The organism is Aquamicrobium sp. LC103 (genome assembly GCF_001014615.2).
GTDB lineage: Bacteria > Pseudomonadota > Alphaproteobacteria > Rhizobiales > Rhizobiaceae > LBCQ02.
This window is the reverse complement of sequence record NZ_LBCQ02000017.1, coordinates 148,528-163,633: the sequence shown is the minus strand read 5'-3', so window position 1 is coordinate 163,633 and position 15,106 is coordinate 148,528. Positions and strand designations below refer to the sequence as shown.

14 protein-coding genes, 1 pseudogene and 1 riboswitch are annotated in these 15,106 nt (G+C 60.4%); of the genes and pseudogenes, 8 read left to right on the top strand and 7 right to left on the bottom strand.

The genetic code is table 11. The features are described from left to right. Window positions 1-240 (top strand): hypothetical protein (locus XW59_RS29555; RefSeq protein WP_206077764.1); only part of this gene is annotated, 240 nt, incomplete at its 5' end. A gap of 34 nt (window positions 241-274) precedes the next feature. On the opposite strand, the gene XW59_RS27480 is transcribed toward XW59_RS29555, so the two are convergent. The 5 genes from XW59_RS27480 to XW59_RS27460 all read right to left on the bottom strand — a co-directional run bounded on the left by XW59_RS27480 (window position 275) and on the right by XW59_RS27460 (window position 6,722). Beyond that, window positions 275-3,421, bottom strand: a complete 3,147-nt coding sequence (locus tag XW59_RS27480) for an autotransporter outer membrane beta-barrel domain-containing protein (protein ID WP_170990238.1) — start codon at window positions 3,419-3,421, stop codon at window positions 275-277. 58 nt (window positions 3,422-3,479) lie between these two features. Then, the gene (locus XW59_RS29840; RefSeq protein WP_281406256.1) at window positions 3,480-3,614 is read right to left on the bottom strand and encodes a hypothetical protein; all 135 of its coding nucleotides are present in this window, start codon (window positions 3,612-3,614) and stop codon (window positions 3,480-3,482) included. After that, window positions 3,605-4,819 (bottom strand): GGDEF domain-containing protein, encoded by a 1,215-nt coding sequence (locus XW59_RS27475; protein ID WP_348639337.1) that lies wholly within the window; start codon window positions 4,817-4,819, stop codon window positions 3,605-3,607. Before XW59_RS27475 ends, XW59_RS29840 begins: the two co-directional genes overlap by 10 nt. A gap of 127 nt (window positions 4,820-4,946) precedes the next feature. Then, complete coding sequence (locus tag XW59_RS27470) at window positions 4,947-5,522, bottom strand: DUF924 family protein (RefSeq protein ID WP_206077763.1); 576 nt, start codon at window positions 5,520-5,522, stop codon at window positions 4,947-4,949. A gap of 426 nt (window positions 5,523-5,948) precedes the next feature. Then, on the bottom strand, window positions 5,949-6,722 hold the full coding sequence (locus XW59_RS27460; RefSeq protein WP_047144449.1) for an SDR family oxidoreductase: 774 nt from the start codon (window positions 6,720-6,722) through the stop codon (window positions 5,949-5,951). Window positions 6,723-6,860: 138 nt separating this feature from the next. On the opposite strand from XW59_RS27460, the gene XW59_RS27455 reads away from it, so the two are divergent. After that, entirely contained in the window at window positions 6,861-7,781 is a 921-nt protein-coding gene (locus XW59_RS27455) for a LysR family transcriptional regulator (protein ID WP_047144448.1), read from the top strand. A gap of 179 nt (window positions 7,782-7,960) precedes the next feature. Here XW59_RS27455 and XW59_RS27450 read toward each other — a convergent pair whose 3' ends face one another. Next, window positions 7,961-8,287 (bottom strand): hypothetical protein, encoded by a 327-nt coding sequence (locus XW59_RS27450; protein WP_047144447.1) that lies wholly within the window; start codon window positions 8,285-8,287, stop codon window positions 7,961-7,963. A gap of 146 nt (window positions 8,288-8,433) precedes the next feature. Between XW59_RS27450 and XW59_RS27445 the strand changes: the two genes are divergently transcribed. The 4 genes and pseudogenes from XW59_RS27445 (at window position 8,434) to XW59_RS27430 (ending at window position 10,845) form a co-directional block, all read left to right on the top strand. After that, window positions 8,434-8,709, top strand: coding sequence for a hypothetical protein (locus XW59_RS27445; RefSeq protein WP_047144446.1), 276 nt, complete (start codon window positions 8,434-8,436; stop codon window positions 8,707-8,709). Window positions 8,710-8,842: 133 nt separating this feature from the next. Next, window positions 8,843-9,517: a hypothetical protein gene (locus XW59_RS27440; RefSeq protein WP_047144445.1), complete on the top strand. Its 675-nt coding sequence runs from the start codon at window positions 8,843-8,845 to the stop codon at window positions 9,515-9,517. 111 nt (window positions 9,518-9,628) lie between these two features. Continuing rightward, window positions 9,629-9,747, top strand: a riboswitch (TPP riboswitch). A 29-nt stretch (window positions 9,748-9,776) separates the two neighbouring features. After that, window positions 9,777-10,139: pseudogene (locus XW59_RS29905) on the top strand (NUDIX hydrolase); the annotation flags it as partial. Window positions 10,140-10,245: 106 nt separating this feature from the next. Then, complete coding sequence (locus tag XW59_RS27430; RefSeq protein ID WP_052958056.1) at window positions 10,246-10,845, top strand: bifunctional hydroxymethylpyrimidine kinase/phosphomethylpyrimidine kinase; 600 nt, start codon at window positions 10,246-10,248, stop codon at window positions 10,843-10,845. 211 nt (window positions 10,846-11,056) lie between these two features. On the opposite strand, the gene XW59_RS27425 is transcribed toward XW59_RS27430, so the two are convergent. Continuing rightward, window positions 11,057-11,956 (bottom strand): LysR family transcriptional regulator, encoded by a 900-nt coding sequence (locus XW59_RS27425; RefSeq protein WP_047144444.1) that lies wholly within the window; start codon window positions 11,954-11,956, stop codon window positions 11,057-11,059. A 161-nt stretch (window positions 11,957-12,117) separates the two neighbouring features. Between XW59_RS27425 and XW59_RS27420 the strand changes: the two genes are divergently transcribed. Both XW59_RS27420 and XW59_RS27415 read left to right on the top strand, forming a co-directional pair. Continuing rightward, window positions 12,118-13,200, top strand: coding sequence for a 4-oxalomesaconate tautomerase (locus XW59_RS27420; RefSeq protein WP_047144443.1), 1,083 nt, complete (start codon window positions 12,118-12,120; stop codon window positions 13,198-13,200). 268 nt (window positions 13,201-13,468) lie between these two features. Continuing rightward, the gene (locus XW59_RS27415) at window positions 13,469-15,034 is read left to right on the top strand and encodes an ABC transporter substrate-binding protein (protein WP_052958055.1); all 1,566 of its coding nucleotides are present in this window, start codon (window positions 13,469-13,471) and stop codon (window positions 15,032-15,034) included. Window positions 15,035-15,106 lie beyond the last annotated feature (72 nt).

The following is a 15,106-nucleotide window of genomic DNA, read 5'->3' as shown; positions in this document are numbered from 1 at the left end:
CTGCGATACCTCCAAAGCCCCAGCTGCGGAGGTTTTTGCGTTTCTGGGACCTCGCGCATCGCGGTTGTCCGCCAGCAGGCCGTCGATCACCGCCATCTCCGACAGGACTGCCGGCTTCTTCCTGCCCGCCACGAAGCGCAGGATGGCCGCCAGATCGCCGCGCAGGCAAAAGATACGGCGAGGATGCAGCCCGCCGCGCGGTGCGTCGCAAAATTCCCCGAAACCTACGACACATTTTGACGTTGCGGCCGTCAGGCCCCGAGGTGAGTGATCGTCACCACTTTACCTGAAAGCCGACTTTGCCTTGCAGCGAATAGCTGTCGCCGACATTGGCAAGGCTCGTATTGATAAGACCCTCGGCGTAGAGGGAATAGGTATCATCGTTCCAGCTATAGGTTCCACCGGCGCCGAGACCGCCCCAGAGGCGGTCTTTTTCGAAGTGAAAATTATCGCCGGCTACATCGACTTTGGTGCCATCCAGGAACTCGTAGTAAACGTTGGCGATGCCATAAACATGCGCCCGGTTTGTTAGACCGTCGGCGTTTTGCCATCTGCTTTCGTGGTCAAGCGTAAGGCCAAGGCGTCCCTGAAGGCTTGAGCCATTGTCACGACCGATCTCCACACCGAAACTGTCGGCAAAGCTGTCGAAATCGATCCGGGAATAGGCAAGTTGCGCCTGTGGCGTCACAGACCAACCGTCCTGGATCGTGACACGCTTTCCGGCTTCCAGCGAAAGCGCATAACCGAACGCATCATTTCCACTCACCAGGGTGCGACTGGCGGCGATGGAGCTCAAGTCCGACCCGTACCATGTCATCTGCGCCTGGCCATCGATGTAGGATCCGTTGTCCCCGTACCAAGTCAGTGCGCTCCCGAGGCCATAGCCGTTGGTGGAGATCTGTCCATCCCCGTGGGCGGAGTACGTTTTGACGGTGCCGTGCGTATAGTGGGCTGAAACACCGGCGATGAGCGAGCCGGCCGTGCTCTCCAGGAGGAGCCCGTCGATCCCGGCCTGCACCTCGAAGATGTTCTGGTCAAAGTGCGTTCCGGCAGTCGCGTGGCGTGCGTCAATGCTGTTGTGCGCGCCTTCGATACGCGCCCAGATGCCGCTGGTCGTGCTGGATGCGCCCGAGTGACCTTCAGAGGAAGTAGGACCGTCGGTCAGCCAGAAGCGATTGCCAACACGTTGTTGCAGCGTGGACAGGTTGTTCAGGTTGAGCAGCGCCTGCGGATAGTCTTCGTAGACCGGCGCGCCCGGGTGGTAGAGCGGTTCCTCCGGGTCTACGGGATCGGGGTCAGTCGGGTCGATAAACTCGGAACGCAGATACCAGTTGTTCGTCTCCGTACCGGTTCTGTTGCCCTTGAACAGCTGGTAGGAATAGGCGCCGGCGACGACGACGGGAACGCCGCCGACCTGGTAGTCCCCAACGAGGCTGAAGACAGCATCCGAGGTCCCGCCTACCGTGATCAGTTCGATGCCTTCGTTTGTTGCCGCGCCAGCGCCGCCAGTGTTTATTACCCGGACCGACGACGTGCCGGAGCTGTCTCCCGCGATGTCCAGCCGGTCGGTTGCAGACGTGTCGTTTCCCAGCTCGGTGTCGAGAACGATCGTGCCATTGTTGCCCGTATAATTACCGTCGATCCTGAGAAGATCGCCGGCGCCGCCGCCTTGTGCCGAGATGAGGCCTGCGTTGATCACGCTGCCGCTGATGGTCGTGGTTCCGCTACCATTGCCTGACGCCAAGAACCGCGTGCCGGCGGCAAGCGACAGATTGCCGTCGAGCGAAAAGTTGTCCTGTGTTGTGTCGAGTGTGGAGCCGTTGCGCAGGAAGATGCCGGTCGTTATGTCGTCGGGCGTGCCGATGGCCACGCCACCATCGGTAAGCGTCAGATAGCTGTTGTCGAGATTGATCTCGGTCCAGTTGACGATGTCGCTTCCCGCATGGGTCGCGTTGGCAGCATTGAACAAGTTCAGGACATCGGTGCCTCCGCCGCCGCCGTCGAGAACCGTGATACCCGAAAAGTCGCCTCTGAGGGTCATGGTGTCGCTGCCCAAGCCCAGGTCGACGCGACCATTGACCGTGCCGAGGGCGGCAATCTCGACATTGCTGTCCCCATCGTTGTTGGAGATGCCATTGCCGGAAACCGACTCCACAACCGAACCGGCTGCGACGTTGATATTCGTCAAGACTCCAGAGGCAGATTCCGTCGCGATGCCGTAGCCCGTGCCGCCTTGAATATTGCCGGTGACAGTGACCGTCGCCGTATTGGCGAGGGTGCCGACGGTACTACCATGGATGGTCTTGATGCCATTCTCGCCGCCTTGGGCATGATTTGCATTGAGATTCAGGGCAGAGCTTCCAGCACCTGTCTCAACAAAAATGCCGTCGTCGCCGTGACCTGTCGCCGTGCCTGTCGAGGTTACCGTCACCGGACCGCTGCCATTATGCGTTGCGTAGATGCCCCATCGCCCGCCGACCGTATCGACGGCATTGATCGTCGCACTTGCGCTGGACGCGGCGCCGTAAGCGTGCAGTCCGGTCGTACCGCCCTCGGCTGTGCCGGTGGAATCTACCTCAAGGAAACCGGTGCCGCGGTTATTGACGCGGATTCCCATGCTGCCACCGTGCGTATGCGCGGCAGTAACGCTGACATCGGTGCCATAGTTGTCGGCGAGAATGCCGCGCGCGGAGGTGCCGACGGCGAGCCCGGTCGAGGTGACGACCAGTGCCCCGGAGGTGCCGTTCCTGGCGAAGATGCCCTCTATGGCGCCTTCGGTATTGACCGCTTCGACCGTCATGCCGGTGCCGGACCAGACATAACCATAGATCCCATTTCCGTTGTGACCCGTGGCCTGCCCTGTCGAGACGATACGGACTGAGCCTGAGCCCTGGTGATCGACGGTGACCCCGTTACCGGTGCCTTCCGTGTCGTGGATGCGAACCGACGTGTCCGCCCCAGAATTGTAGGTGCGGATGCCGTCGCCACCGTGGCCTGGGGCGATTATGCCCGTGGAGATCAGCGATCCCGTCGATGTGACGCTGACGTTGCCGCTGCTCTCGTTTTCGATGAGAAGGCCGAAATAGCCGTCCGTCGTGATCGTGGCCGCGTGGTTGTCTGTGAAGGTGACGCCGCCTTCGCCGAATATCGCTATGCCGTCATCGCCGCCCGTGACGTTCAGCTCGAAACCCGGATCGGTGGTGACCTCGACAGGGCCGTTGTAGTCAAATCTTTGCATCGTGTCGGCGCCGGAAGCCTGGCCCGAGCAGACCGATGTCGGGCCTGGCGTGCAATCGCCGGCGATCGCCGGTTGCTCCATTTGGAGAGTTACCGCAAGCGCCACGGGTGGCACGACGGCGACACCCGACAAGAGCCGAACGACGGCGGAGCGACGTACACTTAAGTCTTTGACGTTCTTCAATTGATTCTGCCCCCGCTGAATCCCAAGTCGTTTCGAAGCGAGTATCGTTCGTAATCTGTTAACGATAATTGAAAGCATGCTGGGCGATCTGCGCCGGTTTCAGCGGTCGTTGCCCCATGATGTGTTGAACGGATGTGCCGCTGCCAGGGGCGGATAGCCGTCCCTTGAGATACGCCAGGCTGATCATGGCCATGGCCGTTGTCCAGCCGCGGCGGCGCTGAATACCCTGTTTCGCCCGAGGGCCTTGGCTTCATAGAGTGCGCTATCCGCGCGTGTCAGCAGCTCTTGAATCCCGTTCGCGTCTGTCGGAAAGGTCGCGATGCCGATGCTGATGGTGATAGCCCGGTCGAGATCGGGATGCGAAATAGCCTCCACGGCGGCGCGAATGCGTTCAGCCAGCGCCATCGCGCCCGGTGGCGCTTCCGGGCAGAGCAGCGCGAACTCCTCGCCGCCATAGCGGAACAATTCGTCCGCCTCGCGCTTGGTGCGCATGATCGCATTGGCCACTTCCCGGATGACCTTGTCTCCGACGGGATGACCATGCCGATCGTTGATCGATTTGAAGTGGTCGATGTCGATCATCATCAGGCTGACCGACCGCTCCGATCGCAGGGCTACCTGCAACATCTTTGGCCCTTGCGCATCGAAGCGGCCCCGGTCCTGAAGCCCGGTCAGTGGGTCCTTGCCGATACGTTCGACCAGTTTCTCGTAGCGATGGCGATAGGTGAGGCGATCGAACACATCGATGGCGCCCTGCGGGCGAGCACGAATGGCTGTCGTCTCAATGAAGCGCAAATAGATCGTCAGCATGAGGCTGAAGAAGCCGGCTGCCCCGATCTTGGCGATCCAGCCACCATAGAAGGCCGAGACCGGCACGCCGGTGAGGAGGGTCAATCCTACATAAAAGAGCGCCTGATCGAAACTCAGCACGATCGCCAGGCTGATGAAGATGCGACCTGGAATCGTATTGGTCACCAGCGCGCCGAGCCGCTCGTAGATGATCACGAGCGCGATCAGGTCAATGAAGAGCAGGACAGTGCCCCAGATCATGAGGAACCCGATCTGGTCGAGGAAACGCAAATCCGGATTGTATCCCGGCAGGTTCACCGGCTCGCTGTAGGCGCGAAGGATCATCGCCAGCACCACCATCAGGACGTTGCCGATCAGCAGCCCGTAGATCGGCTGGCGCATGCTCTCGGCATCCTCCTTGATATAAAGCAGCAGGAAGAAGGCCAACTTGCCGGCGAACATCACGGTCGAACCCGGCGAGATCAGCCCGAAAGGGAGTTCGATGAAAAAGACGGCGGCGAGATAGGTCTCGAGGAAATGCATCGCGCCGAGAACGCAATAAAAGACGCCGATCCCGATCACTGTCCTGAAGTTGAAGATGACCGCCATCGCGGCAAAATAAATGGCTGCCTGTGCAAGCAGAACAAGAAAACCCGACATGTCGTCAATCAGCCCCCAGCCTTAACCTTTACTATTCGTGTTCCTCCCATATTTGTCTGATACCTATCGCCGCATCCTATCCTCGAAACCCTCCATCGCGCAGAAATGCGGCCTCCTCCAGTGTCGTCTCTCGCCCCAGCATTTGATTGCGATGGGGGAATCGTCCGAAGCGGCGAATGATGTTTCGGTGACCTTCGGCATGCGAGAGCCAAGGCTCGCCGAGCTTTGCGTTGAGTTTCACCGAGACATCCTGATCGGCGACGTCCTCCGAATGTGCAAATGGAAGACAGAAGAACAACTGCAGATCCGATTCGATGCGCTCCATGTGCCTAGCTTTGCATGCGTGCCGGGCATAACAGCGGGCGAGGGGATCGGTAGCGTACATGTGCCCGGTCCCGCGAAACGCATTGCGCGGGAACTGATCCGTCAAGATCAAGAGCGCGAGGGCTCCTTCGGCCGTCGTCATCCAGCCATCGAGCCGGCGTGTGGCGACGTCCATGTGCACGCCGAGGAAAGCTTTCCGAAATTTCCGGTCGAACCCGTCGTCCTTGCCGAACCATCGGCCCTGCGCGCCGGCCTCCTTCCAGAAGCCGATGACGTTCGCAATCAGCGCCTCATCTTCCGGCTGTCGTACCTTAAGCGTGGTGACCACGTAGGTGTCTCCGAATTGACCGGGCCGCCCTCGCGCGGTGGATCACCGTGGATTAGGACCTGGCCCGGATGGTTGCGGCAAGCGGCGATCAACCTCTTGCCATCTGCCAGGCCAGCACAGCAGCGATCACAGCCGGGACGGCGAAGACCACGAGCAGGATCGGAAGCTCCTGGGCCAACGTGTAGCCGGCCTTGGTGACCCCACCCACATGTTGATGAGCGCAATGACTAGCCAGGCGGGGACGAACAGCTTCAGCGAGTTCGCGACGCTCGCCATGTCGCCGCCCCAGAGTTTGCCGAAGAGCGCAAAGACCCCGCACAGGATTAATCCACCAGTGATAACGAGCAGCATGTGCATGAATTGCCCCCGATCCTATGATCCTTGCCAAGGGCGACCCGCCTTCGCATCGGCAGGCCACCGATGACGTCACTTGGTCGTATAGCCACCATTGACGAGGATGGTTTGACCGGTCATCCACCAGCCGTCCGTGACGAGAAAGCGGATGTAGGGGACGATGTCCTCGATGTCGGTGAGGCCGGTCTTGGAGAAGTTCGACAGCGCTGCAGCCGTCTTGTGGTAGGCGACTGCATCCTCGCCTTCTGCCGGATAGAAGAATGGCGTGTCCATCGGGCCGGGACCGATCGCGGTCACCGAGATGCCGCGCTCGCCGAATTCCTTCGACGCTGCCCGCGTAAAGTGCTCCACCGGAGCCTTCGTGCCGGCATAAGCTGCATAAAAGGGCGTGTAGGCGCCGAGCAGCGAGGTGACGAGCGTGCAGATCTTGCCGTTGTCATTGAGGTTCTTGCCGGCCTCCTTGAGGAAGAAGAAGGCGGACTTGGAATTGACGTCGGTCATCGCGTCATATTCGGCTTCCGATATCTCGATGATCGCCTTCTTGAGCACCTTGCCGACGGTGTTGATGGCGATGTCGGGACGGCCGATGGCGGCGACCGCATCGGCAAACAATTTCTCCACAGCGCCTGCCGTGGTCAAATCTGCCTGAAACGCGACAGCCTCGGCGCCGGCAGCCTTGACGGCAGCCACCGTGGCGCCCGCCTCCGCTTTCGTGGCGGCACTGTTGTAGTGGATAGCAACGGCCTTTGCGCCCTGTTCGGCTAAATCGCGGGCGATGAGCCCGCCCAGATTCTTTGCTCCACCGGCGATGATGATGGTCTTGCCCCTGATTGAATGGTCGGTCATTGCGTCAGCCTCCTTTGCCGATGCGACCGCGCCATGCAGCCGCTTTCAGGTTAAGAGATTATCGTCTAGGATATTCCAATAAAGATGGCCGTTCTGACATCTCCTGTCGTTATTCCTGGATAATAGAGCTGCTGCGCATTGGACCGTATTGATCTGTTCCGCATTTTCTCCCGCGTCGTCGAATGCTCGAGCTTCACGCGGGCGGCCGATACGCTCGGCGTGCCGCGCTCGTCGGTGTCGGCAGCGGTGCAGGAACTGGAAGGCCGGGTCGGAGCGAGGCTTCTCCATCGCACGACGAGACGGGTATCGCCGACGCAGGATGGGATCGCCTTTTATGAGAGATGCCTGCGGCTGATCGCTGATGTGGAGGAGGCCGAAAGCCTCTTTCGCCAGACAGCAACACCATCGGGCAGGTTGCGCATCGACGTTCCCGGCCGCATCGGGCGCCTGATCATTGCGCCGGCGCTTCCTCAATTCCTCGACGCGTACCCGGAAATCGGCATCGATCTGGGCGTTACCGATCGTGCCGTGAACCTGATCGAGGAAAGCGTCGACTGCGTTCTGCGCGTCGGCCCGCTGGCCGATTCCGGAATGATTGCAAGATCGATCGGCGAACTGCCGCTGATCAACGTCGCGAGCCCCGCCTATCTGAAGCGGCATGGCGTTCCACAATCTCCGCAGGATCTCGCCATCCATTCGGCGGTCAACTACGCCTCGCCATCGAGCGGACGCGTCGAGGGCTGGGAATGGATCGAGGATGGTGCGCAGCGGTCCATGCCGATGCGCGGCCGCGTCACCGTCAACAGCGCCGAGGCGTATATCGCGTGTTGTCTCGCCGGTCTCGGCCTCATCCAGATTCCCGCATACGATGTCCGCTCTCACCTGGATGCCGGAGAACTGGTCGAAGTGATGCCCGGCCATCGCGCCGAACCCATGTCGATGACGCTGCTCTATCCCCATCGACAGCATCTTTCGCGTCGTCTTCAGGTCTTTGCCGACTGGCTAGAGGGGGTGTTAAAAGCCGAGGTGCTGCGCGGCACTTGGGTCTATGCTCGCTAGCGTCTGTCCGCCGCACCTTTATCCCAGCAATGAAACCTCGGCGAGCCCACTTCCAGGCTGAATATCCTAAACGAACGAGCCCGACGGAAGACGTCTGCAGGTGATGATCGTTCCGACAAGGTCAAGCCATTGGATCGATCGTGTCTGTGGCTACGCGACCGATGCATCGCCGCGTGCCTTCAACGCAGATGGGTCGTGTCCAGCTTCGCGAGCTCACGGTCGAGCTTGATCGCAATATCCTTCCGCTTGCCGCCGATGGACATCCTACGAACGTGTTTGGCTCCACCATACGCCGCCAGGACCGCCCATGCGAAGTAGATCATCGGTCCCGTCATCGTGGCCGGCGCGTAGGACACCCGGCCTTCAACGATCTGAAACAGGAAAACGAACAGGGGACCGAGCGCCCTGATCGAGCCGCTTACGGCGACGGCATTTGCCGTAGTCGTCTTTGACGAAATCCTGGGCGTGCCAGCCATGGTTGGGGCGGCATTCCTGCTGACCGCCATGATCCTGCTGCTCGGACGCGCATAGACGATCTCTCCTCCTGTAGAACCCGCGGAACGCCCGAAAATGGCCTCATAGCGCCCTAAGCTGACGATCGTGAGCCCACATCGATTTCGGAGGAAATGCCTTGAGAATTGCCATTGCCGCCTTGTTCGCCGCGAGCCTCGCCATCCCCGCCTTCGCCCAGACAGAACCGCCAGCAGACTTCGACGAAGCCGCGTGGCAGGCCGAATGGGATGTTGGCGACACCGATGGCGACGGCAAGCTCAGCAGGGATGAGGCGAAGGCCGGCAATGCGAACGTTACCGATGAGGTCTTCGACCAGATCGACACGGACGACGACGGCTTCATCAGCCCTGAAGAAGACAAGGCCGCTCTGTTCAAGCATTTGCAGGCGCGAGAAGCGACGAGAACCGAAGACTAACCCTCATTCATCCAACAGTGTTGAGGCGCGCTTGCTTCTTCCTCGCATATTTGTCGTCACCCTCGTGTGCTTGTTCGCTGCCGGGCTCCCCGTGCGTGCAGAGACGGCTTGCAGATTCGGCACTCCGCCCACCGTGCTCGTCGAGGAAGGTGACCCCCACGAGATCGGCAGCAGGCTACTAAAGGTATGGGAGGTCGAGGACAATCCGGTCTTCTGGTCCGAAACGACACCCGGCAGTGAAGCTTACAGCAAATTCAGGGGCGAGGTGGCCGATCTGGATATCGAAACCGATCCGGTGCACCTGCTGGAGGGCAGTTCCATCGAAAACAGCCGCATCGTGCATCGCAACGCGGATGACTGGATCGGACCGGCCGGTTGTCTGGAAATGCTGATGTACGGCCATCAGCACGCGCGCATGAACACGTTTACCGATCCCACGGAGTTCGGGAGCTTCATATTGCGCTCGCCCGACGAGGAACGGCTGCGCGTCTACTTCTACACCAACAATCAGGACGGCCTCGGCAATATGGACGTCATCGTCACCCCCGTGCTCGAGGACAAGCGGGAAGGGTGGGACGTGTTGGTCGCACTGCACAGCCATGTCTTCCATCCGGGGCAGCCCGAGATCAACGGCATCCTTGCGCCGAGCGAGCCCGATGCCGACTTCCACGCCAACCTTCATGCGAGCCTGGGTCTGCGGGAGGGGTGGATCACGAACGGCGTCCACACCGTGCGAATGCCGTCGTCGAGCTTCGACGATTTCACGCGCCCTTCCGGGCGCGGCGAAGTGAGCAATCCATATGAATAGGGCGAGAACTCTTGCTACCGAAGCATAATTGCATCTGCCTCACGCGGCCAGGCTTGCCGTCTGCTGCGCCTCGAATGCAACGTGCATTCAGGCGGAACCTTTGCTATACCTCGCCCTACCTAGGGGTGTCCCGCAAGGGGCTGAGATTCTGCTGGGCCGCAAGGCAGCGCAGCGACCCTTCGAACCTGATCCGGATCATGCCGGCGAAGGGACAGGTCTCGCGGGCTCTCTCCTTTGCCGGCCTCAGCGCGAGGCCGAAATGTCAAACCAAGTCTCCATCAAATCTCCAGATCCTGGTGTAGCGCGGCCGATCGCTGCGACGATCGCGACGGTGATCAGGGACGGCCGTGTGCTTCTGGTGCGGCGCGCCAATCCGCCAGATGCCGGTCGATGGGGTTTTCCGGGCGGCAAGATCGATATGGGTGAGACTATCGAAGCAGCGGCAGTCCGCGAGCTGCGCGAGGAGACGGGAGTACAGGCCACTGCACAACGGGTCTTCGCGGCCGTCGACGCGTTCGATCGCGACAAGGATGGGCAACTTCGCCACCACTACGTGCTTGTCGCGGTGGTCTGCTCCTGGATTGCCGGCGAACCCGTTGCCGGTGACGATGCGCTTGAAGCCCGCTGGTTTGCGCTGGATCAGCTGGAGCAAGGTAACTCGCACTCAGCCTCGATGTTGCCGCAGTGGCCCGGCAAGGCGCGGAGTTCGCCCGGAGGGAGCTGGCGCCATGATCGCCAACGTTCTCACCATCGCCGGCACCGATCCTTCCGGCGGGGCAGGCATACAGGCCGACATCAAGACCTTCTCGGCTCTCGGTGCCTATGCCGCGTCAGTCATCACCGCCGTGGTCGCGCAGAATACGCAAGGGGTGCGGTCATTCGTTGCGCTCGAGCCGAAATGGACATTGGCGGAAATGCGGGCGTGTGTGGCGGCTCTCCATCGCCTCGGTCCGCAATGGGTATTGCTCAAGGGCGGACATCTGGAAGGGTCGGAGGAGAGCACCGATCTGCTGCATGACGGGCAGCGGTTCATAGAACTGTCCGCTCCGCGGATCGCGACGAAGAACGATCACGGCACAGGCTGCACGCTGTCAGCAGCCATAGCGGCGCTGCTGCCGTCGACGCCGGTCGAAGACAGTGTGCGCACGGCGAAGGGCTATATGCACGGCGCGCTCGCGGTGAGCGGGGAACTGGATGTCGGCCATGGTCATGGTCCACTCCATCACTTCTACCGCCTCTGGGGACGAGGCTCCGACGAAGGCGACCGCATTGGTTCGGCGAGATCACCGAAACGGGCTCTATTGTCTCCCATCGTGTGGCCACGATAGAGGTTCCGATCCGGCTTCTCGCGGGCGCACGGGATCCTTCGACGCCGCCCCTTTTCTAAATATTGAACAGGCCTCTGCCGTAAGCGGCCTGATTAGACGGTTTATTCGGGAAGTTTAGCCCAGCTGGCAGGAGTGGTCCGCGTGTTCCGGCGACGCTGCAGCCGAGCGCCTGCAGGAAGCGTGTGAACTCATCCGTGCCGCGTCGGAGGCCTCAGCCCTCGGTCCAGGTCGTGATCAGCATTCTCAAAAACCGCTCGGCAGCAGGGGAAAGACTGACGCCACGGCGCTTCAGAATGCCGATTGTCCGCGAGACTTCGGGGTTTCGAATCGGGATCGGCACGAGAAAAGGATGATCGGTTTGCGGCATTGCCAGTCTTGGCAGAACTGAAATGCCCAGCCCGGCCTCGACCAGTCCAAGCGACGTGGACAGATGTGTGACCTCGTAACTCCATGGCAGGCGAAGATTCGATTTCGCAAGCGATGCGTCGAGCAGGGTCCTGTTCGCCGACGAGCGATGCACCGTGATCAGCGGATAGGGTGACAGTTCGGACCAGCTCACGACGCTTTTGCCCGCCAGGTCGTGATCCTTGCGAGCCGCCAGCACGAATGGGTCCTCGATCAGCCGGATAAATTCCAGATCCGGATCGGAATTGCCCATGAAATTGATGCCGAACTCGACTTCGCCTCGCGCTACCGACTGAACGCCTTGCGTGGCCGGAAGGTCGAGGATCGAGAAGCGGACCAGCGGATATTCCTGTGAGAACCGGCCGATCACCAGGGGCAGGAAGTAGAAGGCCGCCGTTGGGATGCAGGCCATGTTGATAATGTATGAACGCTGAACGCCGGCTTCGCGGGTGGTGAATAAAGAGGCGTCGAATTCTTCAAGCATGCGCCGTACCAGCGGCAGCAGCTCCATGCCCATCGCCGTTGAAGCAACATGGCGTGTGCTACGTTCGAGCAGGGCGCCCCCGATCACGCTTTCCAGCTTCTGAATGCGCCGGCTTAGAGCGGGCTGCGACAAGTTCAACGTGTCCGCGGCGCGGTGAAAGCTGCCCAGCTCCACGACCATAAGGAAGCAGCGTAGGTCCAGAATTTCGCAATTGATCCGCATGACGCCGCATTATCTCCCGTGCTCCACGACCCGAAGATCTCATGATGCGCGTGGCGCATCAATGGTCCGAATCTTCGCATTTCACAAATCATACCTACGCCGGTAAGTGAAACAAAGCAGCTTAATGATGCGTGATACGCATCAATGGGGTGGTTTCACACATGAATGACCTTCTCTCGATACCCTGTGTTCTGATGCGAGGTGGTACCTCCAAAGGAGCCTTCTTCCTGTCTTCCGATCTGCCGCTCGACACGGCCGAGCGCGATCACGTGCTGCTGTCGGTAATGGGGATTGGGGACCCGCTACAAATTGATGGCGTGGGCGGCGGCAATCCCGTGACGAGCAAGGTTGCTATCGTCGGTCCCGCGAGCGTGCCTGGTGCCGACGTTGATTATCTTTTCGCCCAGGTGCGCATCGACCGCCAGCTCGTAGACACTTCACCCAACTGCGGCAACATGCTGGCGGGCGTTGGTCCCTTCGCGGCAGAGGCCGGTTTGGTGCGAATTCAGCAGGGCGAGACGATGATCCGCATCCACAACGTCAACACCGGCAAGATCATCGAATCGGAAATTTCGACGCCGAACGGCAGAGTCGCCTATCTGGGCGATGCGTCGATCGATGGGGTGTCGGGGAGCGCTGCGCCGATTGCGCTGACCTTTCTCGATGCGGCCGGCGCGCGTACCGGTAAGCTACTTCCGACCGGAAGAGCCAGCGAGATGATCGACGGAATCGAGGTGACCTGCATAGACTGTGCGATGCCGATGATGCTGGTTGAGGCCACTGCGCTCGGTTTGAGCGGCGCGGAATCGCCGGCGATGCTCAACGAGAACAGGGGATTTCTTGTACGTCTCGAAGAACTCCGGATGGAAGCTGGTCGCCGAATAGGCTTCGGCAATGTCAGCAATCAGGTGATACCGAAACCGGTTCTTCTGTCGCGGCCGGACGGCGATGCCGATCTGCGCGTGCGGTATTTCATGCCAGCCGAATGCCACCCGGCACTCGCCACCACCGGCGCGGTCGGTTTGGCGACAGCCTGCGTCACCCCGGAAACGATCGCAGCGAAGGTCATCGGCCTGAGACCTCTACCGACCACGGTCCGGATCGAGCATCCAAAAGGCCATTTCGATGTCAAGCTGCGGCTGCGTGATGGAAAGATCCTGGCCAGTGTACTGCGGACTGCACGTCGGCTGTTCGAAGGGCGCGTGCTTGCACGGCCCTATGTGCGGACCAGCACGCCAGCTTGAGGCAAATGTCCTGCCACTGTTCCGGAGCCATCGCGGATTGGTCTGAACGACAGCGCAGAGCAAGAAGCGATTGACCTCCAGTTGTCTGATTTCGGGCAAAAAATGACAGGATCGAGCGAACATCTCGAAATAAAAACTCTTGCATACCGATGTTTTTAGTGTTTCGATTGCGATGACTGGACACCAGAAGCCGGCTCGTATTCCAGAGAAAGGAACAACCATGATAATTCATAGACGGACATTCGTCGGGGGCGCCGGCGCTCTCTTATTGTCAGGTTTCCTGTCGCCCGCCAGCAAGGTTCTGGCAGCGGAAAAGGGTGGAACGCTTACGCTCGGCTTTACCAGCGAAACCTCCTCGATGGATCCGCATTGGCACATCGTCACGCCCAACAACTCGGTGTCGCAGCATCTGTTCGATCGACTTGTTCATCTCGACGAAAAGCAGGGACTCGTGCCCGGACTGGCATTGAGCTGGAAACCGGTCGATGACCAGACGTGGGAATTCAAACTGCGCGAAGGCATTACCTTCCATGACGGCAGTCCCTTTACGGCAGACGATGTGATTTTCAGCGCCCAGCGGGCGCAGAACGTCACCGGCGCGATCTTCAACATGCGCGCTTATCTATCTGACAAGGTGTTTGAGAAGGTCGACGATCTGACACTTCTTGTGCGCACCGATGCCGCCAATCCTCTCGTGCCCAACGAGCTTTCGACGACGGCGATCCTGTCGAAGGCCGTGGCGGAGGGCGCTGCGAGCGCCGACTTCAACAGTGGCAAGGCCGCGATTGGCACCGGGCCGTATAAGTATGTCGAATATACGCCCGGGGCCCAGGTCGTATTGGAACGCAATGACGCCTACTGGGGTGACAAGCCGGACTGGAAGCGGGTCGTCATCAAGCCGCTTCCAGCTGGCGGCGCGCGGGTGGCTGCACTCCAATCGCGCAACATCGACGTAATCGACAACATTCCGCCGGCCGACGTTGCTCATCTCGAGGGAACTGCGGGACTGAACCTAGTCAAGGACGTGGCCAATCGCATGGTATTCCTGTCGATGGACCAGGGTCGCAAGGTCTCGCCCTTCGTGCGGGCCAAAGACGGCAGCGAGATCGCCAACGTCTTCCTCGATCGTCGCGTGCGGCAGGCCATCGACCTGGCGATCGACAAGAAGGCGGTCGCCACCCACATCCTCGCAGGCAATGGTGCGGCGGCAAGTCAGTTCGTGCCGGAGGGAATCTTCGGTCACAATCCCGATATTCCGCTCAAGGACGCCGACCCGGAAAAGGCCCAGAGCCTGCTTGCTGAAGCTGGCCTGGCAGATGGGTTTCAATTGACTATCCACGGGCCCAACGATCGGTTCATCCGGGATTCGGCCGTTGTCCAGGCCATCGCACAGATGCTGACCCGCATCGGCATTACCATGCAGGTGGACACCATGCCCGGCAACGTCTTCTACAAGCGCGCCTCGTCGGGCGGCCCGGAAGACGGGAGCGAGTTCAGCTTTTTCCTCGTCGGTTACAGCGCAGCCACCGGCGAAGTCTCGGGCGCTTTGCGCAATGTCGTGCACAGCGTGGACAAGGACCGTGGTCTGGGATCGAACAACCGGACCCGCTATTCAAACGCTGACGTCGATGCGCTGATCGAGGAAGGCATGCGGACCATTGATGACGCCAAGCGGCTGGAAATCTTCCAGTCTGCCTGCGCCATGGCAATCGAGGACGTCGCCTACATTCCGCTTTATTATCCGGTCAGCGTTTGGGGCCTTCAGGACAGCATGACCTTTGCCGGGCGGTCCGACGAACGCACCCTGGCGATGGATTTCCATTCCGCCCGCTGATTTCGCGTTAGGCACGCGACCTGGATTCGCCGCTGTGGCAGAGCTTCGGCCCGCCGCAGCGCGTGTCCGCAA